This window comes from Streptomyces deserti (genome assembly GCF_054782695.1).
Genome location: NZ_BAAGRZ010000001.1, coordinates 343,237 through 363,919, shown reverse-complemented (window position 1 = coordinate 363,919; position 20,683 = coordinate 343,237). Strand labels below are relative to the sequence as shown.

At 72.4% G+C, this 20,683-nt stretch carries 17 protein-coding genes; 4 read left to right on the top strand and 13 right to left on the bottom strand.

The window, feature by feature from the left end; all coding sequences use genetic code 11:
- Nucleotides 1-60 precede the first annotated feature (60 nt).
- From ACYVMZ_RS01690 to lipB, 3 genes are all read right to left on the bottom strand, one after another.
- The gene (locus ACYVMZ_RS01690; RefSeq protein WP_461074629.1) at nt 61-261 is read right to left on the bottom strand and encodes an SCO2195 family GlnR-regulated protein; all 201 of its coding nucleotides are present in this window, start codon (nt 259-261) and stop codon (nt 61-63) included.
- A 273-nt stretch (nt 262-534) separates the two neighbouring features.
- Nucleotides 535-1,500, bottom strand: a complete 966-nt coding sequence (gene lipA, locus ACYVMZ_RS01685; RefSeq protein WP_461074627.1) for a lipoyl synthase — start codon at nt 1,498-1,500, stop codon at nt 535-537.
- Between the two features lie 100 nt (nt 1,501-1,600).
- A complete protein-coding gene (lipB, locus tag ACYVMZ_RS01680; protein WP_461074625.1) occupies nt 1,601-2,398 on the bottom strand; it encodes a lipoyl(octanoyl) transferase LipB in 798 nt (265 codons plus the stop codon).
- 256 nt (nt 2,399-2,654) lie between these two features.
- On the opposite strand from lipB, the gene ACYVMZ_RS01675 reads away from it, so the two are divergent.
- Nucleotides 2,655-4,142, top strand: a complete 1,488-nt coding sequence (locus ACYVMZ_RS01675; RefSeq protein ID WP_461074623.1) for a regulator — start codon at nt 2,655-2,657, stop codon at nt 4,140-4,142.
- A gap of 173 nt (nt 4,143-4,315) precedes the next feature.
- On the opposite strand, the gene ACYVMZ_RS01670 is transcribed toward ACYVMZ_RS01675, so the two are convergent.
- Nucleotides 4,316-5,728, bottom strand: coding sequence for an NAD(P)/FAD-dependent oxidoreductase (locus ACYVMZ_RS01670; protein ID WP_461074621.1), 1,413 nt, complete (start codon nt 5,726-5,728; stop codon nt 4,316-4,318).
- Between the two features lie 158 nt (nt 5,729-5,886).
- Nucleotides 5,887-6,792, bottom strand: coding sequence for a TIGR01777 family oxidoreductase (locus ACYVMZ_RS01665; RefSeq protein WP_461074619.1), 906 nt, complete (start codon nt 6,790-6,792; stop codon nt 5,887-5,889).
- A gap of 73 nt (nt 6,793-6,865) precedes the next feature.
- Between ACYVMZ_RS01665 and ACYVMZ_RS01660 the strand changes: the two genes are divergently transcribed.
- Nucleotides 6,866-7,354: a GNAT family N-acetyltransferase gene (locus tag ACYVMZ_RS01660; RefSeq protein WP_461074617.1), complete on the top strand. Its 489-nt coding sequence runs from the start codon at nt 6,866-6,868 to the stop codon at nt 7,352-7,354.
- A gap of 12 nt (nt 7,355-7,366) precedes the next feature.
- On the opposite strand, the gene ACYVMZ_RS01655 is transcribed toward ACYVMZ_RS01660, so the two are convergent.
- Entirely contained in the window at nt 7,367-8,551 is a 1,185-nt protein-coding gene (locus ACYVMZ_RS01655; RefSeq protein WP_461074615.1) for a MarP family serine protease, read from the bottom strand.
- Between the two features lie 402 nt (nt 8,552-8,953).
- On the opposite strand from ACYVMZ_RS01655, the gene ACYVMZ_RS01650 reads away from it, so the two are divergent.
- Nucleotides 8,954-9,757, top strand: a complete 804-nt coding sequence (locus ACYVMZ_RS01650; RefSeq protein ID WP_461076289.1) for a peptidoglycan recognition protein family protein — start codon at nt 8,954-8,956, stop codon at nt 9,755-9,757.
- A gap of 5 nt (nt 9,758-9,762) precedes the next feature.
- Complete coding sequence (locus tag ACYVMZ_RS01645; RefSeq protein ID WP_461074613.1) at nt 9,763-10,005, top strand: hypothetical protein; 243 nt, start codon at nt 9,763-9,765, stop codon at nt 10,003-10,005.
- Nucleotides 10,006-10,016: 11 nt separating this feature from the next.
- Here the strand turns inward: ACYVMZ_RS01645 and ACYVMZ_RS01640 are convergent, their stop codons facing one another.
- The 7 genes from ACYVMZ_RS01640 to ACYVMZ_RS01610 form a co-directional block, all read right to left on the bottom strand.
- Nucleotides 10,017-10,535, bottom strand: coding sequence for a DUF4240 domain-containing protein (locus ACYVMZ_RS01640; RefSeq protein ID WP_461076287.1), 519 nt, complete (start codon nt 10,533-10,535; stop codon nt 10,017-10,019).
- A gap of 57 nt (nt 10,536-10,592) precedes the next feature.
- Nucleotides 10,593-11,567 carry a helix-turn-helix transcriptional regulator gene (locus ACYVMZ_RS01635; protein WP_461074611.1) on the bottom strand — a complete coding sequence of 325 codons (975 nt, stop codon included), beginning with the start codon at nt 11,565-11,567 and terminating at the stop codon, nt 10,593-10,595.
- Between the two features lie 86 nt (nt 11,568-11,653).
- A complete protein-coding gene (aceE, locus tag ACYVMZ_RS01630) occupies nt 11,654-14,356 on the bottom strand; it encodes a pyruvate dehydrogenase (acetyl-transferring), homodimeric type (protein WP_461074609.1) in 2,703 nt (900 codons plus the stop codon).
- A 286-nt stretch (nt 14,357-14,642) separates the two neighbouring features.
- Nucleotides 14,643-15,272, bottom strand: a complete 630-nt coding sequence (locus ACYVMZ_RS01625) for a GntR family transcriptional regulator (protein WP_461074607.1) — start codon at nt 15,270-15,272, stop codon at nt 14,643-14,645.
- Between the two features lie 273 nt (nt 15,273-15,545).
- Nucleotides 15,546-17,321 carry a 2-oxoglutarate dehydrogenase, E2 component, dihydrolipoamide succinyltransferase gene (sucB, locus tag ACYVMZ_RS01620; RefSeq protein ID WP_461074605.1) on the bottom strand — a complete coding sequence of 592 codons (1,776 nt, stop codon included), beginning with the start codon at nt 17,319-17,321 and terminating at the stop codon, nt 15,546-15,548.
- Nucleotides 17,322-17,383: 62 nt separating this feature from the next.
- Nucleotides 17,384-18,772, bottom strand: a complete 1,389-nt coding sequence (gene lpdA / locus ACYVMZ_RS01615) for a dihydrolipoyl dehydrogenase (protein ID WP_461074603.1) — start codon at nt 18,770-18,772, stop codon at nt 17,384-17,386.
- Between the two features lie 293 nt (nt 18,773-19,065).
- Nucleotides 19,066-20,601: a leucyl aminopeptidase gene (locus ACYVMZ_RS01610; protein WP_461074601.1), complete on the bottom strand. Its 1,536-nt coding sequence runs from the start codon at nt 20,599-20,601 to the stop codon at nt 19,066-19,068.
- Nucleotides 20,602-20,683 lie beyond the last annotated feature (82 nt).

The following is a 20,683-nucleotide window of genomic DNA, read 5'->3' as shown; positions in this document are numbered from 1 at the left end:
TCTACGTGGCCGCACAAGCGCGGACGACGGCAGTGCCCGCGGGGCCGGGGGCGGAGCCCCTCAGGGGCGGGCGGACAGGGTCTGCTCGAGGACGCGCTGGGCCTCGACCCGGTCCTTGGCGCGACGCCGGTCCTCCAGGACGGAGGTCCAGGCGTTGCGGCGGGCGGTGCGCTGGCCGCCGCTCATGAGCAGCGACTCGACGGCACGCAGTGCGGTGGTGAACGACGGGATCGCTGTGGCGCGAACGGGCGCGGCCTGCATCGTTGAGGTCCCCCCTCGGTACGACTTCGGGTACGGGTGTACGTGGCGTGATTCCAACGTCACTGATTGGTGTTACCAGGGCGTGACCGACCGGTCAAACGCCCATGAAACCTTGGTGCTCGGGCCTGAAACGCCGACGCGGCCCTGACATGCGCCCTCATCTGCGAGGACGGTCAGAGCCGCGCCTTCTCGGCCACTACCGGCGAGTAGGTTCTTGTGCGCGAATTCACACGCATGCCGGAGCCCCGTAGGGGCAAGGCGGGTGACGGTGTGTCAGACGGCCTGCGCCGCGACGTACGTCCCGCGCTTCTCGACGGCCATCTGGTACAGCCGCCCGGCGCGGTACGAGGACCGCACGAGCGGGCCGGACATCACGCCGGAGAAGCCGATCTGCTCGGCCTCCTCCTTCAGCTCCACGAACTCCTGCGGCTTCACCCAGCGCTCCACCGGGTGGTGGCGCACGGACGGGCGCAGGTACTGCGTGATGGTCACCAGCTCGCAGCCGGCGTCGTGCAGCTGCTTGAGGGCGTCGCTGACCTCCTCGCGGGTCTCGCCCATGCCGAGGATCAGATTGGACTTGGTGACCAGGCCGTAGTCGCGGGCGGCCGTGATGACCTTCAGCGAGCGGTCGTAGCGGAAGCCGGGGCGGATCCGCTTGAAGATCCGCGGGACCGTCTCGACGTTGTGCGCGAAGACCTCGGGGCGCGAGGAGAAGACCTCCTCCAGCTGCTCCGGAACCGCGTTGAAGTCGGGGGCCAGCAGCTCCACCTTCGTACGGCCGCCCTCGCGGTTCGCCGTCTGCCGGTGGATCTGGCGGACCGTCTCGGCGTACAGCCAGGCGCCACCGTCCTCCAGGTCGTCGCGGGCGACGCCGGTGATGGTGGCGTAGTTCAGGTCCATGGTGACCACGGACTCGCCCACGCGGCGCGGCTCGTCGCGGTCGAGCGCCTCGGGCTTGCCGGTGTCGATCTGGCAGAAGTCGCAGCGCCGGGTGCACTGGTCGCCGCCGATGAGGAAGGTCGCCTCGCGGTCCTCCCAGCACTCGTAGATGTTGGGGCAGCCGGCTTCCTGGCAGACCGTGTGCAGGCCCTCGCTTTTGACGAGGTTCTGCATCTTGGTGTACTCGGGACCCATTTTCGCCCGGGTCTTGATCCACTCGGGCTTGCGCTCGATGGGGGTCTGGCTGTTGCGGACCTCCAGGCGCAGCATCTTGCGTCCGTCGGGTGCGACTGCGGACACGTCGGCTCCCTAGCTTCGATTCTTCGGCGTACACCAGGGTACGCCCGTGGTGTGTACGGCCCTGCGCGTGGGCCAACCCCCGACCGCGGGGGTGCATTCCCTACGCCGGGGCCCTCTCGATCTCCCGTGGCTTCAGCTCCGCGTTCTCCAGCACGTCCCGCAGGTGCCGCTCCACCACCGGCAGCACCTCGGCGATCGTCACGTCCCGGCCCAGTTCGTTGGCCAGGGACGTCACGCCCGCGTCGCGGATGCCGCACGGGATGATCCGGTCGAACCACTGGTTGTCGGGGTTCACGTTCAGGGCGAAGCCGTGCATGGTGACGCCCTTGGCGACCCGGATGCCGATCGCGGCGATCTTGCGGTCCTCGCGGCGCTGGCCCGCGTTGGAGGGGGCGTACTCCGGGCCGTTGAGGCGCGGGTCGAACTCCTCGTCGTTCAGGCGGGGGTCGAAGTCCAGGGCCAGGCCGCCGAGCGAGGTGCGCTGCTCGATCGGGTCGCCGAGCACCCAGACCCCGCTGCGGCCCTCGACGCGGGTGGTTTCCAGGCCGAACTCCGCGCAGGTGCGGATGAGGGCCTCTTCCAGGCGGCGTACATGCGCCACGACGTCCACCGGGCGGGGCAGCTTCTGGATCGGATAGCCCACCAGCTGGCCCGGGCCGTGCCAGGTGATCTTGCCGCCGCGGTCCACGTCGATGACCGGGGTGCCGTCGAGGGGGCGCTCGTTCTCCGCCGTGCGGCGGCCCGCCGTGTAGACCGGCGGGTGTTCCAGGAGCAGTACGGTGTCGGGCACCTCGTCGGCGAACCGTGCCGCGTGCACCCGGCGCTGCTCGTCCCAGGCCACCTGGTAGTCCACGGCCTCGGCACCGAAACCCATCCGGACGAACCGCAACTCACTCACGGCAAGCGCCTCCCTAGAAGGTCGTAAGGCACGAAACGCGCCTACGCCACTGTACGACCGCCCCCGGACCGTCACGCGTCCGGCCGTCACTCGTCAGCTTCGCGGTCAATCCTCACACGATCGGATGAATGCCTGGGGAAGTGTGCGATCGTGTGCTTACTCTCCGCTACATTCGCGCCGTCCACTAGGCCGTAAGGGCTGCTCACAGGCAATCCCGGCACGTCACACGCCCGGAAGGCAGGAGACCGCACCACAGATGACGGAACGACCCGCGCAGCGCACCCCCAACCGCCAGCTCGCCGCGCTCATCGCAGAAGCGGGGTTCTCCAACGCGGGACTCGCCCGTCGGGTGGACCAGCTCGGTCTCGAACACGGGCTGGACCTGAGATACGACAAGACATCCGTCACCCGCTGGCTGCGCGGGCAGCAGCCGCGAGGCACCACGCCCGCGCTCATCGCCGAGGTCTTCACCCGCCGCCTCGGCCGCCGTCTGACCGCCCAGGACCTCGGCCTGGACGCCTGCGCGCCCGTCTACGCGGGGCTGGAGTTCGCCGCCACCCCGGAAGAGGCCGTCGACATCGTCAGCGGGCTGTGGCGCAAGGACTCCGGCAGCCACGCCGAGCTGCGCAAGATCGCCTTCACCCCGGCCGGGCTGGTCGTGCCCAGCCGGGACTGGCTGATCGGCCGCCCCGACGAGCGGGTGGCCCGCGGCGAGCCGCCCGCCGCCCGCGTCCCGGCCCAGAAGCGCGCGGCCGAGCCGGCCGTCGCCAGGTTCCCTGCTCCCACCGAACCGGGGGCGTCCCCGTTCGGCCGGCGCGGCCCGGCCGAACGCGGGCCCGGCCAGCGGGTCACCGCCGGCGACATCGCCGCCCTGCGCTCGGTGGGCGAGCTGTTCCGCACCCTCGACGACGCCTACGGCGGCGGCCACGCCCGCCAGGCCCTCGTGCGCTACCTGGAGCACGAGTGCGAGCCGATGCTGCGCGGCACCTACGGCGAACAGACCGGCCGCCGTCTGTTCGCGGCCGCCGCCGACCTGACCCGGCTCGCGGGCTGGACGTCGTACGACATCGCCGCGCACGGCCTCGCCCAGCGCTACTTCGTGCAGGCGCTCAGGCTCGCGCAGGCCGCCGGGGACCGGGCGTACGGCGCGTACGTGCTGGTCACCATGAGCCGGCAGGCCGTCTACCTCGGCCACGGCCGGGAGGCCGTGCAGCTCGCGCGCGTGGCGCAGCAGGGCGTCGGGACCTCCGTGCCGCCGGTCGTGCAGGCACTGCTGCACGCGGCCGAGGCGCGCGGGCACGGCGTGCTGGGGGAGGTGCGGGCGTGCACCGCCGCGCTGGTCCGGGCCGAGCGCGCCCTGGACACCGCCCGGCCCGGGGACGAGGTCCCGTACTGGGCGCGGTTCTTCGACGAGGCGCAGCTCGCCGACGAGTTCGGGCACTGCCACCGGGACCTGCAGCAGTTCCGCGCCGCCGCGCAGCACGCGGAACGCTCGCTGCAACTGCGCGCGCCCTCCTACGCCCGCAGCCGCCTGTTCTGCCGGGTCGTCCTGGCCACCGCCCGCCTCGGCCTCGGCGAACTCGACCAGGCCTGCCAGCTGGCCGCCGAGGCGGCCGGACAGGCGGCGGAGATGCGGTCGGTGCGGGCGGTGGAGTACGTCCGGGACTTCGAGCGGCGGCTGGAACCTTACAAGGACGCGGCGCCGGTGCGCAGTTACCGGGACAAGGTCGCTGCGCTCGGCTAGGCCCTGTCGTCGAACTCCCGTCGTCCGCCCGGAGGGCGGGCTCCGCGGCGTCAGGTGCGTGCTCTCGGCGTGCCGGGACTTGGCCCACGTACTGGATGTACTTGGGCCGGGGCCCGGTGCGGCGAGAGTGCGTGCATGGCGTCGCGGAGCAGGCGGGAGTTTGACGCCAGGGCCTAGGCCGCCCGTGCCGTCGGCAGGGGATCCGCCACGTGCATCGAGCCCTTCGCCCCCAGATCCGCCAGGATCGCCGCCGACGCCCGGTGCCCCGAGTGCAGCGCGCCCTGCACCGTGCTCGTGTCCCGGTGGTCGCCGCACACGTACAGGCCCGCCAGCAGCCGTACCGGGCGGCGCAGGTCGTGCGGCGGCCGCATGGCGGGGACGGCCGCGGCGGTGTGATGCACCGCGAGGGTCTCCCAGCGTGCGGTCGAGGTGCCGTACAGGCGGGCCAGGTGCCTGCGTACGGCGGTATCGAGGTCGGGTGGCGGCGGGCCGAGGACCGTCGAGGAGACAAGCGACCGGCCCGCCGGGGCGCGGGACGGGTCGACGCGGCTGACCACCGCCGTGTGCGCGACCGGGCCGCCCCGGTCGGCGTCGAGCAGCAGGGACGCGCCGGTCGCGGGCGGCTCGTCCGTAGTGTGGTGGACCACCGTCACCGGGTGGAAGTCCGGGACCCGCAGGCCGGGCAACAGCTCGGCGGCGGCCCGGGCGTCGGTGGCCAGCAGCACGGCCCGGCAGCGGATCTCGCCGTGCTCGGCGGTGGTCACGGAGGTCGTGGAGACGGCGGTGGCCCGGACCCCGGTGTGCACGGTGCCCGGTGGCAGGGTGCGCGCCAGCAGCTCCGGCAGGGCCTCGGCGCCGCCCTCCGGCAGGCACAGCCGACCGCTCGCGAAGGCCCGCAGCGCCAGGTCCGCGCAGCGGCTGGACGTGGTGAGGTCCGGGTCGCACAGCAGGGCCGCGAGCAGCGGACGCAGGAAGCCGTCGATGGTGCGGGCGGGCAGACCGCGGGCCGCCAGGGCCGCTCCGGCCGGCAGCTCCGGGCGGGCCAGCAGCCGCTCGACCGGGGTGCCCGCGAGCCGGGTCAGCGCGGCGCCGAGGCGGGCCTGGTCCAGGCCCGTGCCCAGCGGAGCCCCGGCCCGGCTCCTGGGCACCGACACCGGCCGCCCGGGCACGGCCGCCGGCCTCCTGGACGGCCGGGGCGCGGACGGCGGCCTCGGGGCGCTCGCCAGAGCGCGCACAGCGTGGAGCGCGCCTCGTGCGCCCCCTGCGCCCGCTTGGGCGCCCGCGCGGTGGTGGCGGCCGTCGCTGTGCAGCAGGACACCGGGCGCGAAGGGGCGCAGTACGAGTCCGTCGAGGCCCGGTGTGAGCCGTAGATCGGGATATGCCATCGAGGGCATCGACAGCAACTGGCCGATTCTGTCGAGCCGGAAGCCGTCGACCTTCTCGGTCGCCATCCGGCCGCCCACGCCATGGGCGGCCTCCAGCACCACGGTCGTCACTCCTGCGCTGGCCAGCCGATGCGCCGCCGAGAGTCCGGCGACCCCGGCCCCCACGACGACGACGTCGGCCTGATACGCGGGCTCAAGCACGTGCCCCTCCTCGAGGTTGCGCGGGCGCTGGAGACGTGATGCCCCCGACCCGCTCCAGGGATTCCCGAGTTCTGGTCGAGGGTAGGGCCGTGATCGGTCAGGAGGAGTCAGCGCATGAACAGGGCACGGTCGCACGACGGTCGCATACGGTCCCTCGGCTACCGCAGCGCCGCACGAATCGCTCCCTCGATGTCCGGGAACGCGAACCGGAAGCCCGACTCCAGCAGCCGCGTCGGCAGCACCCGCGCACTGCCGAGCACGTCCCCGGCCAACTCGCCGAGCACGGCCCGCAGGACGGGCGCGGGGACGGTGAACAGCGTCGGCCGGCGCAGTACCCGGCCCATGGCCTCGGTGATCTCACGGTTCGTCAGCGGCTGCGGGGCGGTGAGGTTGAACGGCCCGGACAGGTCGTCGCGGTCGATGAGGTGCCGGATCGCGGCGATCTCGTCGTGCAGCGCGATGAACGACCAGTACTGCCGCCCGTCGCCCATCCGCCCGCCCAGCCCCGCCTTGAACAGCGGGAACAGCCGTCCCCAGGCGCCGCCCCTGCGGGACACCACCAGCCCGGTCCGGGTGAACACCGTTCGTACGCCCGCTTCCTGGGCGGGCGCCGCGGCCTCCTCCCATTCCACGCACAGCTCCGGCAGGAAGCCCTCGCCCGCGGGGGCGCTCTCGTCGACGGCCCGGTCGCCGGTCTCGCCGTAGTAGCCGATCGCGCTGCCGTTCACGAAGACCCGCGGCCGCTCGCGCTCGTCCAGCGAGGCGAGGACCCCGGCGAGCGCCGCCGTGCCGTGCACCCGGCTGGCGCGGATCCGCGCCTTGTAGGCCTGCGTCCAGCGGCGGTTGCCGATCCCGGCCCCCGCCAGGTTCACCACGGCGTCGCACCCGGCGAGCCCGGCCGCGTCAACGGACCCGCCCTCGGGATCCCAGCGGACCTCGTCCGCCGTGCGGGGCGCACCGCGCACCAGGCGCACCACCTCGTGCCCGTCCGCGGTCAGGGACCGCACCAGGGCGCTGCCGATGAGACCGGAGGCGCCGGCCACCGCGATTCGCGAACGTTGCATGCGGTCAATCCTGCCGGGTGACCGCACGAAAACCCCGTTGGGCGCTCCTGCCGGACGTCATAGGGTGGCCGTCATGCCGGTTTCGCACATACGTCAGGCACGGCCTGAAGACGAGGAAATGCTGGGGCGCCTCGACCGCGACACGTGGTCCCCGCTGCACTCGGTCCAGCCCCGCCCCGAGCCGCCGTACGAGCCCTTCTTCAGCGAGCGGTCCGGGCCGCGCGACTACCTGGTCGCCGAGCTCGACGGCGCTGTCGTCGGCTTCGTCAAGCTGGGCTTCCCGACGCCGCTGGCCTCCAACACCCACGTCCGCCAGATCCAGGGCCTCGTCGTCGCCGAGGAGGCGCGGGGGGCGGGCGTCGGGCGGACGCTGCTGCGGGCGGCGCGCGACGAGGCCCGGCGGCAGGGGGCGCGACGGCTCACCCTGCGCGTCCTCGGCCACAACACCCCGGCCCGCAAGCTCTACGAGTCGGAGGGGTTCGTCACGGAGGGCGTCCTGCCGGAGGAGTTCCACGTCGGCGGTACCTACGTCGACGACGTGCTCATGGGGATGTTCCTGTAAGCCCGGTACGCGTTACGACGTGACCAGGTCCCCGGTGCCCACCGGCGCCGTCGCGTCGGCCGCGCGCTCCGCGTCGGAGGCGACCTCGGCCGCCGTCAGGACGTAACCCGTCTCGGCGTCCGAGGTGGAGCGGGCGAAGACCACGCCGTACACCCGGCCGTCGGTGGTCAGCAGCGGGCCGCCGGAGTTGCCGGGGCGCACGGTGGAGCGGATCGAGTAGATCTCGCGGGTGACCGTCCCGTCGTTGTAGATGTTCTGGCCGGTGGCCCGCATTCGGTTGGCGACCGTGGCCGCCTGCAGGTTCAGGTCGCCGTCCTGCGGATAGCCCGCGACGACCGCCTGCTCGCCCCGCTCGGCGCTGTCGTCGAAGCGCAGCACGGGTGCTTGGAGACCGGGCACGTAGAGCACCGCCACGTCCTTCTCCGGGTCGAAGAGCACCACCCGCGCCTCGTACGACCGCCCGACCCCGCCGACCTGCACGGTCGGCTCGTCGATGCCCGCCACCACGTGCGCGTTGGTCATCACCCGCTCCGGCGCGTACACGAAACCGCTGCCCTCGCGGCCCTGGGTGCCGGCCACGCCCTCGACCTTCACCGTGCTGAGCTTGGCGGCGTTCGTGGCGGCCGGCGTGACGCTGTCGCCGGTGGGCCGGGCGACCTCGGCGGTCGACTCGTTCTCGAAGGGGTTGAAGACCTGCGGGAAGCCCGCCTGCGTCAGCGCCGACGTGGCCCGGGAGAACCAGGCCGGGGTGGTGTCCGGCATCGTCTGCTGCACGGTCCCGAGCAGTCGCGAGTCCCGTATGGCCGAGGTGACCAGCGGGGACGAGGACGCGCCCAGGACGCTCGCGGCCACCCACGCCACGATCAGCACGGCCGCCGCGTTGGCCACGGCCCCGCCGATCCCGTCCGCCACCCTGAGCGGCCCCCGGTCCAGCTCCCGCCGCAGCCGCAGGGCCAGCCGCCCCGCCAGCTCGTGGCCCACCACCGCCGGCAGCAGCACCGTGAACACCGCCGTCACCGTCGCCGCCGTCGTCCCCGGCTCGACCGACTCCATCACCCACGGCAGGATCCACACGCCGACGACCGCACCGCCCACGAAACCGGCGAGCGAGACGCAGCCGGCCACCAGCCCGCGCCGGTAGCCGGACGCCGCGTAGGCCAGGATGACCAGCAACAGCAGGATGTCGAGCAGGTCCACGCAAGCCGCCTTTCTCCTCGGACCCCTTAGTACGTGGGGGACGGGCCCGGTGATCAGCCACACGTGCGCGTGATCGCCGGGATGCGGCCACGCGCACGTGCACTCGGAAAAACGTCGCGGACCCGGACGATGGTTCCACTGGGTGGCACAGCACACATCGCGGACGGACCGGATCCGGCCGACAGTGGGACCATGCGTGTCTTCCGACGACCGCGGGGCGCGCGAAAGCGCCGCACACCCCGGGCCCCCGGCACACCCGACGCCCGAATACCTGGCATACCCGGTGCAACCGGCGGTATACGCGGCACGCGCGGTGTTCACGGCCCACGCGGTGTACGCGGCCCACGCGGTGTTCACGGCATACCCGTCCCGCCGGGTGCCGTCCGGGCGCTGCTGGGCTGTCTGCCGGGGCTCGCGGCCGCCCTCGCCCTGGTGCTGTGCGCGTACGGCGTCGAACGGGCCGCCGCGCCCTCCGCCCGCCCGGCCACGGACCGCTCCGCGCTCCCGTACACCGCCCCGCGGCCGCCCATCCGGCCGAGATCGGCCTGGTTGGGGGACGCCGCCCGCGACCAGCCGCCGCCGCGCTACGACGACCAGGTCGTCGCCGTCTTCGTCCACCACACCGACTCGCCCAACGGCTACGACTGCGCCGACACGCCCGGCATCGTCCGGCACCTGTACGCGGGCCAGACCGGCAGCCGCGACTGGGACGACATCGGCTACAACTTCCTCGTCGACCGCTGCGGCACCGTCTACGAGGGCCGGGCCGGCGGTGTCGACCGCCCGGTCATCGGCGCCCACACCCAGGGCTTCAACCACCGCACGGCGGGCATCGCCGCCATCGGCACCTTCACGGCGGGCGTGCCCGTGCCGCCCGCGATGACCCGCGCCATCGCCGCGCTGGCCGCCTGGAAGCTCGGGCTGTCCGGCACCGACCCGCGCGCGAAGGTCCGGCTGGTCTCCAGCAACGGCCGCAGCCGCTACGCGTCCGGCACCACGGCCACGCTGCCCGCCCTCGCGGGCCACAACGAGGCCTTCATGACCAGCTGCCCGGGCGCCGCCCTGCACGCCCGCCTCCCGGAGATCAGGGAGCTGGCGGCCCGGCTGCAGGGCCGGGGCCCCGTCCCACAGGGACATCACAGCCGGGCCGCAGGGTCCTCCCAGCCCGGCGCCCTACCGTCGTCGGCACGAGCCGACCGGAGGTGAGGAACATGAACAGCGACAGCCGTACGCGGGAGCGGAAGCAGGAAGACAGGACGCGCACCTGGACCGGGGCCGTGCGCGGCCCGTGGACGGTGCTCTGCGCGGTCGCCACCGTCGTCCTGGGACCGGCCGCGGTCACCGCGTCCGCCCTCGACCAGGCCAACGCGGCACCGCCGTACCACGCGGTGAAGGCCGACCAGACGCAGGCGTACATCCCGTCGGACAGCAGCCGCAGGCGCACGGCGGCCTAAGGTGTGCGGCGTCAGCCCCGGAACCGCTCCCAGAGCCGGGGATACCGCTCGGCGAGCAGCCGCTCGTCCTCCAGGTCGAGGGGTGTCCCCTCCGGTTCCGGGGGCGCGGGCGGGATGCCCAGGTCGGGGGCGACCGTGCCGGTGAGCTGCTCGTAGGCCTCGTCCGCCGCGTAGCCGAGCTCCTCGCCGTCGCCGTCGATCTCCTCGTCGAAGTCCTCCAGGAGGTCGGCGAGTGAGTCCGGGTCGTGCAGCGCGCCCTCGAAGACCTCGCGGCCCTGCCCGATCAGCCAGCACCGGAAGAAGTCGAAGGCGTCGTCGCTCGCCCCGTCGAGCAGCACCCAGGCGGCGCCCCACAGGTCCCAGCGGTAGGCGCGGTTGTAGCGGGACTCGAAGTGACGGGCGAAGTCCAGGACCGACTCCGGGTCCAGCTCGAGAAGCCGCGCCACGAGCAGGTCGGCCTGCTCCTCGGGGTCGCCGTCGGCGGCCTCGCGGGCGTCGTCCACCAGCTGCCAGAACTCCGTCTCGTCCATCACGCGTTCCAGCATCGGTCCTGGGGCAGAGGGACGCACCTGGAGTGCGGGGGATTGTCAGGCGCGGTAGAGCGCCGCCAGCCGTATCGCGTCCCGAGCGAAACGCTCGCGCAGACTTTCCGGCGCCAGCACCTCGACCTCCGGCCCGAGCATCGCCAGCTGCGTGTGGGCGACGTCCTCGGACTCCACGGGGAGGGTCAGCGTCACCCACCCGTCCCCGTCCGGGTCGCCCGCGGCGGCCAGCGCCTCCCGCGCGGACAGCGCGTCGACGGCGTACGGCAGCCTGCGCGCCCCCGCCTCCGACAGCCGCACCACGACCTCCGCCCGCAGCAGGGACCGCGCGAACTGCTCGGCCCGCTCCTCCCAGAACGCCGGCAGATCGAACTCCCGGTCGCGCTCGAAGCGCTCCTCGCCGGGGTCCACCGCCGTGAACCGGTCGATCCGGTACACCCGGAAGGACGCGTGGCCCGCGACCCGCGCGCACAGGTACCAGACGCCCGCCTTGAGCACGAGCCCGTACGGCTGCAGCTCGCGTGTCACCTCGCTCTCGCCGCGCCGGTAGCGCGCGGTGATCCGCCGGTCGTCCCACACGGCGTCCGCGACGGCCGGCAGCAGCTCGGGCGTCTTCGGCTCCCGGAACCAGTTCGGCGCGTCCAGATGGAACCGCTGGCCCGCCGTCTTCGAGGCGTCCCGCAGGGAGGGCAGCAGCGCCGCCGACACCTTCAGCCGGGCCGCCGAGGCCGCGTCCTCCAGCCCCATCTCACGCAGCGCCCCCGGCACGCCGGACAGGAACAGCGCCTCCGCCTCACTGCGGTGCAGCCCCGTCAGCCGCGTCCGGTACCCGCCGATGAGCCGGTAGCCGCCGGCCCGCCCCCGGTCCGCGTACACCGGCACACCCGCCTCCGACAGCGCCTGCGCGTCCCGCGTGACGGTCCGCTCCGACACCTCCAGCTCGCGCGCCAGCTCGGCGGCGGTCATGGCGGGCCGGGACTGCAGGAGCAGCACCATCTTGATCAGGCGGGCAGCACGCATACGGCCATCATGCCGGGCGCCACTGACAGTGAAGGGGCACGGCGGCCGCCGTACCCCTTCACCACACGCCCGTTCCCACAGGCTTCCTACAGGCCGTACTTCTCCCGCGCTTCCTTCACCGCGGCCGCCTTGACCTCGCCGCGCCGGGCGAGCTGGGCGAGGGCCGCGACGACGATCGACTCGGCGTCGACGCCGAAGTGGCGGCGGGCCGCCTCACGGGTGTCCGACAGGCCGAAGCCGTCGGCGCCCAGCGAGGAGTAGTCCTGCTCCACCCACTGCGCGATCTGGTCCGGGACCTGGCGCATGTAGTCGGAGACCGCCAGCACCGGGCCCTCGGCGCCCTGGAGCGCCTGACGGACGAACGGCACCCGCTCCTCGCCGCGCAGCAGCGCCTCGTCGGCCTCCAGCGCGTCCCGGCGCAGCTCGCTCCAGGACGTCGCCGACCACACGTCGGCCGCCACGTCCCACTCCTCGGCGAGCAGCCGCTGCGCCTTGAGCGCCCAGTGGATCGCCGTACCGGAGCCGAGCAACTGGATGCGCGGGGCGTTCGCCGGCACCGTCACGCCCGCCGACTCCGCCGTGTTGAAGCGGTACAGGCCCTTGACGATGCCCTCGTCGATGCCGAGACCCTGCGGCTTCGCGGGCTGCGGCAGCGGCTCGTTGTAGACGGTCAGGTAGTAGAAGACGTTCGGGTCCTCACCCGGGGCGGCCTCGCCGTACATCCGGCGCAGACCGTCCTTGACGATGACGGCGATCTCGTACGCGAACGCCGGGTCGTACGTCAGCGCCGCCGGGTTGGTCGCGGCGATGACGGGGGAGTGGCCGTCGGCGTGCTGCAGGCCCTCACCGGTCAGCGTGGTGCGGCCGGCCGTCGCGCCGATGAGGAAGCCGCGGCCGAGCTGGTCGCCGAGCTGCCACATCTGGTCGGCCGTGCGCTGCCAGCCGAACATCGAGTAGAAGATGTAGAACGGGATCATCGGCTCGCCGTGCGTCGCGTACGACGTGGAGGCGGCGATGAAGTCGGCCATCGAACCGGCCTCGGTGATCCCCTCGTTGAGGATCTGGCCGTTCTTGGCCTCCTTGTAGTACATCAGCTGGTCGCGGTCGACCGGCTCGTAGGTCTGGCCCTTGGGCGAGTAGATGCCGAGGGAGGGGAACAGGCTCTCCATGCCGAAGGTACGCGCCTCGTCCGGGACGATCGGCACCCAGCGCCTGCCGGTCTCCTTGTCGCGGACCAGGTCCTTGACCAGGCGGACGAACGCCATGGTGGTGGCCACGTTCTGCGAGCCGGAGCCCTTGTCGAAGGCGGCGAACGCCTTCTCGGCCGGGGCGGGCAGCGGGGCGACCGGGTGGACGCGGCGGGCCGGGGCCGGACCGCCGAGGGCGGCGCGGCGCTCCTGGAGGTAGCGGACCTCGGGGGAGTCGGCACCGGGGTGGCCGTAGGGCACGACCCCGTCGACGAAGTCGCTGTCCTTGATCGGCAGGTCGAGCAGGTCGCGCATCGCCTTGAACTCGTCCACCGTCAGCTTCTTCATCTGGTGGTTGGCGTTCTTGGAGGCGAAGCCCTCACCGAGGGTGTGGCCCTTGACCGTCTGGGCCAGGATCACGGTCGGCGCGCCCTTGTGGGCGAGCGCGGCCTTGTACGCGGCGTACACCTTGCGCGGCTCGTGGCCACCACGGGAGACGTGGAAGCACTCGAGGATCTTGTCGTCGCTCAGCAGCTTCGCCATCTCCACGAGCGCCGGGTCGGCGCCGAAGAAGTCCTGGCGGATGTAGGCGGCGTCGCGCGTCTGGTACGTCTGGATCTGCGCGTCCGGTACCTCGCGCAGCCGGCGTACGAGAGCGCCCGTGGTGTCGAGCTGGAACAGCTCGTCCCAGGCGGAGCCCCACAGCGTCTTGACGACGTTCCAGCCGGCGCCGCGGAACTGGGCCTCCAGCTCCTGCACGATCTTGAAGTTGGCGCGGACCGGGCCGTCGAGGCGCTGCAGGTTGCAGTTGATGACGAAGGTGAGGTTGTCCAGCTCCTCGCGGGCAGCGAGCGTGAGGGCCGCCGTCGACTCGGGCTCGTCCATCTCGCCGTCGCCGAGGAACGCCCACACGTGCGAGCCGGAGGTGTCCTTGATGCCGCGGTTGGTGAGGTAGCGGTTGAAGCGCGCCTGGTAGATGGCGGAGAGGGGACCGAGGCCCATCGACACCGTCGGGAACTCCCACAGCCAGGGCAGGCGGCGTGGGTGCGGGTACGACGGGAGGCCGTTGCCGCCCGCCTCGCGGCGGAAGTTGTCGAGGTGGTCCTCGTTCAGGCGGCCGTCGAGGAAGGCGCGGGCGTAGATGCCGGGGGAGGCGTGGCCCTGGATGTAGAGCTGGTCGCCCGAGCCGTCGGCCTCCTTGCCCCGGAAGAAGTGGTTGAAGCCGGTCTCGTACAGCCAGGCGGCGGAGGCGAAGGTGGCGATGTGGCCGCCGACGCCGTATGCGCTGCCCCGGGTCACCATCGCGGCCGCGTTCCAGCGGTTCCACGCGGTGATCCGGGCCTCCATCTCCTCGTCACCGTCCACGGCGGGCTCGGCGGCGGTGGGGATGGTGTTGACGTAGTCGGTCTCGAGGAGCTTCGGCAGCGCGATGCCGGCGCCCTCGGCGCGCTCCAGCGTGCGGCGCATCAGGTACGCGGCACGGTGCGGCCCGGCCGCCTTGGCGACGGCGTCCAGGGAGGCCTGCCATTCGGCGGTCTCCTCAGGGTCGCGGTCCGGGAGCTGGTCGAGCTCGCTCGGCTGGATGGCGTTGGGGTCGGTCATGTCGCCGCCTTCCTCAGTCGAAGGGGTTCCCTCATCGGTAAGGGTTCGGGGGTGCCCTTGGTCTTTGGCAGGACAGGGCGTGAGGCTCCGGTGCGGTAACACCTTGCGGCTTGCGCCGCATGGCCCGTCGGCGACTGTAACTCCCTGATCGATGATCGATCAAAGGGTTGAGGAGGAAAATCTCTTGACACGAGAAAATAGGCACGGGGTGCCTTTCGGGCAGGCACCGGGTGCCGCGTCATGGAGGGGTTTTCGCAGGTCGGGCCACGTTTGAGCGGCGGCGCGCTCAGGGTTCGTGGCGCGGTGCGCAGCCGAGGACGTGCGCCTTCACGAGCTCGGCGATGCGCGGGTCCCGCCTGCGGAAGGCCGCCACCAGCTCCTCGTGCTCCTCCGCGTACGACTGCTGGACCGTCCCCAGCCAGCGGATCGACAGGGCCGTGAACACCTCGATGCCCAGCCCCTCCCAGGTGTGCAGCAGCACCGAGTTGCCGGCCGCCCGGACCAGTTCACGGTGGAAGCCGACCGTGTGGCGGACCTGGGCGGTTCCGTCCGACCTGCGGTCGGCCTCGTAGAGGGCGGCGACGTGCGGTTCGAGGGCCGAGCAGTCCTCCGCGAGCCGGTCCGCCGCCAGTTCCGCCGCGATCGCCTCCAGGCCGGCCCGGACCGGATAGCTCTCCTCCAGGTCGGCCGCCGTCAGGTTCCGCACCCGTACGCCCTTGTTCGGCGCGGACTCGATCAGCCGCAGCGACTCCAGCTCGCGCAGTGCCTCCCGCACCGGGGTCTGGCTGACCTCCAGCTCGGTGGCGATGCGCCGCTCCACGATCCGCTCGCCCGGCTTCCAGCGCCCGCTGATGATCCCTTCCAGGATGTGCTCGCGGATCTGTTCGCGCAGCGAGTGGATGACGGGCGCGGTCATGAGGGCTCCTTAGGGCGTTTGACGTTTAGACAATAAGGCCGGGGCGCTCCGCGGGAAGGGCGCGTAGGGGGCTTTCGCGCAGGTGAGACGAGACTTACACGGGGTGACGCGGCGTTTGGGCGCCGTTGGGCTCGGGGTGGTCCGACGGCTGCCGGTGTCTGTGGCCGGCCGCGCAGTTCCCCGCGCCCCTGTGGGGGCGTACCCGCAAACGTCGGTGCCCCCGCCCGGGGAATTCCGGACGGGGGCACCGTACAGCCGTACCTGGGACAGGCGTTACAGGCCGAGCTCGACCTCGAACTCGCCCGCCTCCAGGATCGCCTTGACCGCCGTCAGGTAACGGGCCGCGTCGGCGCCGTCCACCAGGCGGTGGTCGTAGGACAGGGTCAGGTAGGTCATGTCGCGGATGCCGATGACCGTGCCCTCCTCCGTCTCGATGACGGCCGGGCGCTTGACCGTGGCGCCGATGCCGAGGATCGCGACCTGGCCCGGCGGCACGATGATCGTGTCGAACAGGGCGCCGCGCGAACCGGTGTTGGAGATGGTGAAGGTCGCGCCGGACAGCTCGTCCGGGGTGATCTTGCTGGCGCGGACCTTGCCGGCCAGCTCCGCCGTGGCCTTGGCGATACCGGCGATGTTGAGGTCACCGGCGTTCTTGATGACCGGGGTCATCAGGCCCTCTTCGGAGTCCACCGCGATACCGATGTTCTCGGTGTCGAAGTAGGTGATGGTCCCCTCGGCCTCGTTGATCTTGGCGTTGATGACCGGGTGGGCCTTCAGCGCCTGCGCGGCGGCCTTGACGAAGAACGGCATCGGGGAGAGCTTGACGCCCTCGCGGGCCGCGAAGGAGTCCTTCGCCCTGGCGCGCAGCTTCATCAGGCGGGTGACGTCGACCTCGACGACGGACGACAGCTGTGCCTGCTCGTGCAGGGCCTTGACCATGTTGTCGCCGATGACCTTGCGGATGCGCGGCATCTTGACGGTCTGGCCACGCAGCGGGGAGGCCTCGAGCACCGGGGCCTTCTTCGCGGCGGCCGGAGCGGCGGCGGCCGGAGCCGGCGCAGCGGCGGCGGCCTTGGCGGCCTCGGCGGCGGACATGACGTCCTGCTTGCGGATACGGCCGCCGACGCCGGTGCCCTTGACGGTGGACAGGTCGACGCCGTGCTCGGCGGCGAGCTTGCGCACCAGCGGGGTGACGTAGGCGCCCTCGTCGGTCGGCTGGGCGGCGGCCGGAGCGGCCGGAGCCGGGGTGACCGGGGCGGGGGCGGGAGCCGGAGCCGCGGCGCGGGCCGGGGCGGGAGCGGCGGCGGCCGGAGCGGCCGGAGCAGCGGGCGCCGGAGCCGGGGTGGGCGCCGGGGCGGGCTGGGCCTCGGCGGTGGGCGCCGGAGCCGGAGCGGCCGGGGCGGGGGCAGCCGCCGGAGCGGCACCCGGGGCGCCGATAACGGCGAGCTTGGCGCCGACCTCGGCGGTCTCGTCCTCGCCGACCACGATCTCCAGCAGCGTGCCGGAGGCGGGCGCCGGGATCTCGGTGTCGACCTTGTCGGTGGAGACCTCGAGCAGCGGCTCGTCGGCCTCGACGCTGTCACCGACCGACTTCAGCCAGCGGGTGACGGTGCCCTCGGTGACGGACTCGCCGAGCGCGGGCAGGACCACGTCCGTGCCCTCGGCGGAGCCGCCGCCGGCCGCGGCCTCGGCGGTGGGCGCCGGAGCCGGAGCGGCCTGCTCGGTGGACGGCTGGGCGGCCGGGGCCGGCTCGGGAGCCGGCGCGGCGACCTCCTCGGCCGCCGGGGCCGGGGCGGCGGCGGGCGCGCCCGTGCCGTCGTCGATCACGGCCAGCTCGGCGCCGACCTCGACCGTCTCGTCCTCGGCGACCTTGATGGAGGCCAGCACGCCGGACGCCGGGGCGGGGATCTCGGTGTCGACCTTGTCGGTGGAGACCTCGAGCAGCGGCTCGTCGGCCTCGACGCGCTCGCCCTCGGCCTTCAGCCAGCGGGTGACTGTGCCCTCGGTGACGCTCTCACCGAGCGCCGGAAGGGTTACGGAAACCGCCATGGTTTCGGTTGCTCCTAACGAATTGCGGAAGTCTGTGTCGTCGCGCCCGATGACTGAAGGCGTCAGTCGTGGGAGTGGAGGGGCTTGCCCGCCAGGGCCAGGTGGGCCTCGCCGAGCGCCTCGTTCTGCGTCGGGTGGGCGTGGATGAGCTGGGCGACCTCGGCCGGCAGCGCCTCCCAGTTGTAGATCAGCTGGGCTTCGCCGACCTGCTCGCCGATGCGGTCGCCGACCATGTGGACGCCGACCACGGCCCCGTCCTTGACCTGGACGAGCTTGATCTCGCCCGCGGTCTTCAGGATCTTGCTCCTGCCGTTGCCCGCCAGGTTGTACTTCAGAGCGACGACCTTGTCCGCGCCGTAGATCTCCTTGGCCTTCGCCTCGGTGAGACCGACGGAGGCGACCTCCGGGTGGCAGTACGTCACCCGCGGCACGCCGTCGTAGTCGATCGGGACGACCTTCAGCCCGGCCAGCCGCTCTGCCACCAGGATGCCCTCGGCGAAGCCGACGTGCGCGAGCTGGAGGGTCGGGACGAGGTCACCGACGGCGGAGATGGTCGGGACGTTCGTCCGCATGTACTCGTCGACGAGGACGAAGCCGCGGTCCATGGCGACTCCGGCCTCCTCGTAGCCCAGGCCCTGCGAGACCGGTCCGCGGCCGACGGCGACGAGGAGGTACTCGGCCTCGAACTCCTTGCCGTCGGCGAGGGTGACCTTGACCCCGTCCGCCGTGTACTCGGCCTTCTCGAAGAAGGTGCCAAGGTTGAACTTGATGCCGCGCTTGCGGAACGCGCGCTCAAGAAGCTTCGAGGAGTTCTCGTCCTCGGCCGGGACGAGGTGCTTCAGGCCCTCGATGATCGTGACGTCCGAGCCGAAGGACTTCCACGCGGAGGCGAACTCGACGCCGATGACACCGCCGCCCAGGATGATCGCGGACTTCGGCACACGGTCCAGGACGAGGGCGTGGTCGGAGGAGATGATCCGGTCGCCGTCGATCTCCAGGCCCGGCAGCGACTTCGGCACGGAGCCGGTCGCCAGCAGGATGTGGCGGCCCTGGATCCGCTGCCCGTTGACGTCCACCGAGGTCGCCGAGGACAGCCGGCCCTCACCCTCGATGTAGGTCACCTTGCGGGAGGCGATGAGCCCCTGCAGACCCTTGTACAGACCGGAGACGACCTCGTCCTTGTACTTGTGGACCGCCGGTACGTCGATGCCCTCGAGGGAGGCCTTCACACCGAACTGCTCGCTCTCGCGGGCCTGGTCGGCGATCTCACCCGCGTGCAGCAGGGCCTTGGTGGGGATGCATCCTCGGTGCAGGCAGGTGCCGCCGACCTTGTCCTTCTCGATCAGGGCGACGTCCAGGCCCAGCTGCGCCCCGCGCAGGGCCGCAGCGTAACCACCGCTGCCACCGCCGAGGATCACTAGGTCGAAAACGGTGCTGGCGTCGTTCGCCACGTCACGTCCTCCATGCATGTGCGCCACGCCGGTCTCCAGTGACCGGTCGGCGGCTGGTGTCCGGCCGCTCTTTGCTTTCGGCCCTTCGGTGGGGGCCCTGTCCTGCCGTGCCCCATCTTCGCACTTGTCAGCACAGGAAGAGACGCGGGGCCGGTGTGTGAGACGCAGCACCTTTGACGCAGGGGTGAGCCGGCCCACCCAGGGGCGCGGGGAACCGCGCGCCCAGCCGCGAACGATTCGAACCCGCCGTACGACGGAACGGACCGAGCCGCTGGGCGCACGGCAACACCGACTCAGCCGAGGTCACCGGCCGCCGTCAGCTCAGCCAACCGAACCAGCGTCCGCACGCCTGTCCCGGTCCCGCCCTTCGGCGTGTAACCGAACGGCCCTCCCTCGTTGAACGCGGGCCCCGCGATGTCGAGGTGCGCCCAGGTGATCCCCTCGCCCACGAACTCCCGCAGGAAGAGCCCGGCGACCAGCCCGCCGCCCATCCGCTCACCCATGTTCGCGATGTCGGCCGTGGCCGAGTCCATCCCCTTGCGCAGGTGCTCCGGCAGCGGCATCGGCCACGCCGGCTCCCCGACCTCCTCCGCGGCCTCGTACACCGCCGTACGGAAGGAGTCGTCGTTGCCCATGATCCCGAACGTGCGGTTGCCCAGCGCCAGCATCATCGCGCCGGTCAGGGTCGCCACGTCCACGATGGCGTCCGGCTTCTCCTGGGAGGCGGCCCACAGCGCGTCGGCCAGCACCAGGCGGCCCTCGGCGTCGGTGTTGAGCACCTCCACCGTCTTGCCGCTGTACATGCGCAGCACGTCACCGGGACGGGTGGCGGAACCCGACGGCATGTTCTCGGCGAGCGCCAGCCAGCCGGTGACGTTCACCTCCAGGCCCAGCCGGGCGGCGGCGACCACGGCCGCGAAGACGGCCGCCGCACCGCTCATGTCGCACTTCATCGTCTCGTTGTGGCCGGCGGGCTTGAGCGAGATGCCACCGCTGTCGTAGGTGATGCCCTTGCCGACGAAGGCGAGGTGCTTCTTCGCCTTGGAGTTCGTGTACGTGAGCTTCACCAGGCGCGGGGCCGAGGCCGAGCCGGAGCCGACACCGAGGATGCCGCCGTAGCCGCCCTTGGCCAGGGCCTTCTCGTCGAGCACCTGCACCTTGAGGCCGTGCTCCTTGGCCGCGGTCTGCGCGATCGCCGCGAACGCCTCCGGGTTGAGGTCGTTCGGCGGCATGTTGATCAGGTCGCGGGCGCGGTTCAGCTCCTCGGAGACGGCGACGGCGCGCTCGATCGCCGCCTTGTACGCCTTGTCGCGGGGCTTGCCGCCGAGCAGGACGACCTCGGCGAGCGGCGCCTTGCCGTTCTTGGCCTTCTGGGCGTTCTTCGCGGGCGCGTTCTCCTTGTACGCGTCGAAGGAGTACGCGCCGAGCAGCGCGCCCTCGCCGATCGCGCCGGCGTCGGCGGCGTCCGCCACCGGCAGGGCGAAGGCGGCCTTCTTGGAGCCGGCGAGCGCGCGGGCGGCCACACCGGCGGCCTTGCGCAGCGCCTCGCCGTCGTAGGACGCGTCCTTCTCGGGCTCCGCGCCCAGGCCCACCGCCACCACGAGCGGGGCCTTGAAGCCGGACGGTGCCGGCAGCTTCGTCACCTCGCCCTCGGCACCCGAGGCGCCGAGGGTCTCCAGGACGCCGGCCAGCTTGCCGTCGTACGCCTTGTCCACGGCCTCGGCGCCCGGTGCGACGACCGGCCCCTTGGCGCCCTTGGCGACACCGATCACGATCGCGTCGGCCCGCAGGCCGGGCGCCGCGGCGGTGCTGAGAGTGAGAGCAGTCACGGTGGTGAAATCTCGCTTCCGATTGTGTTGTTGCTGTGGTCGGACGTGTGGGTCGACCGGGCCCGACATCCGACCCTAGGGC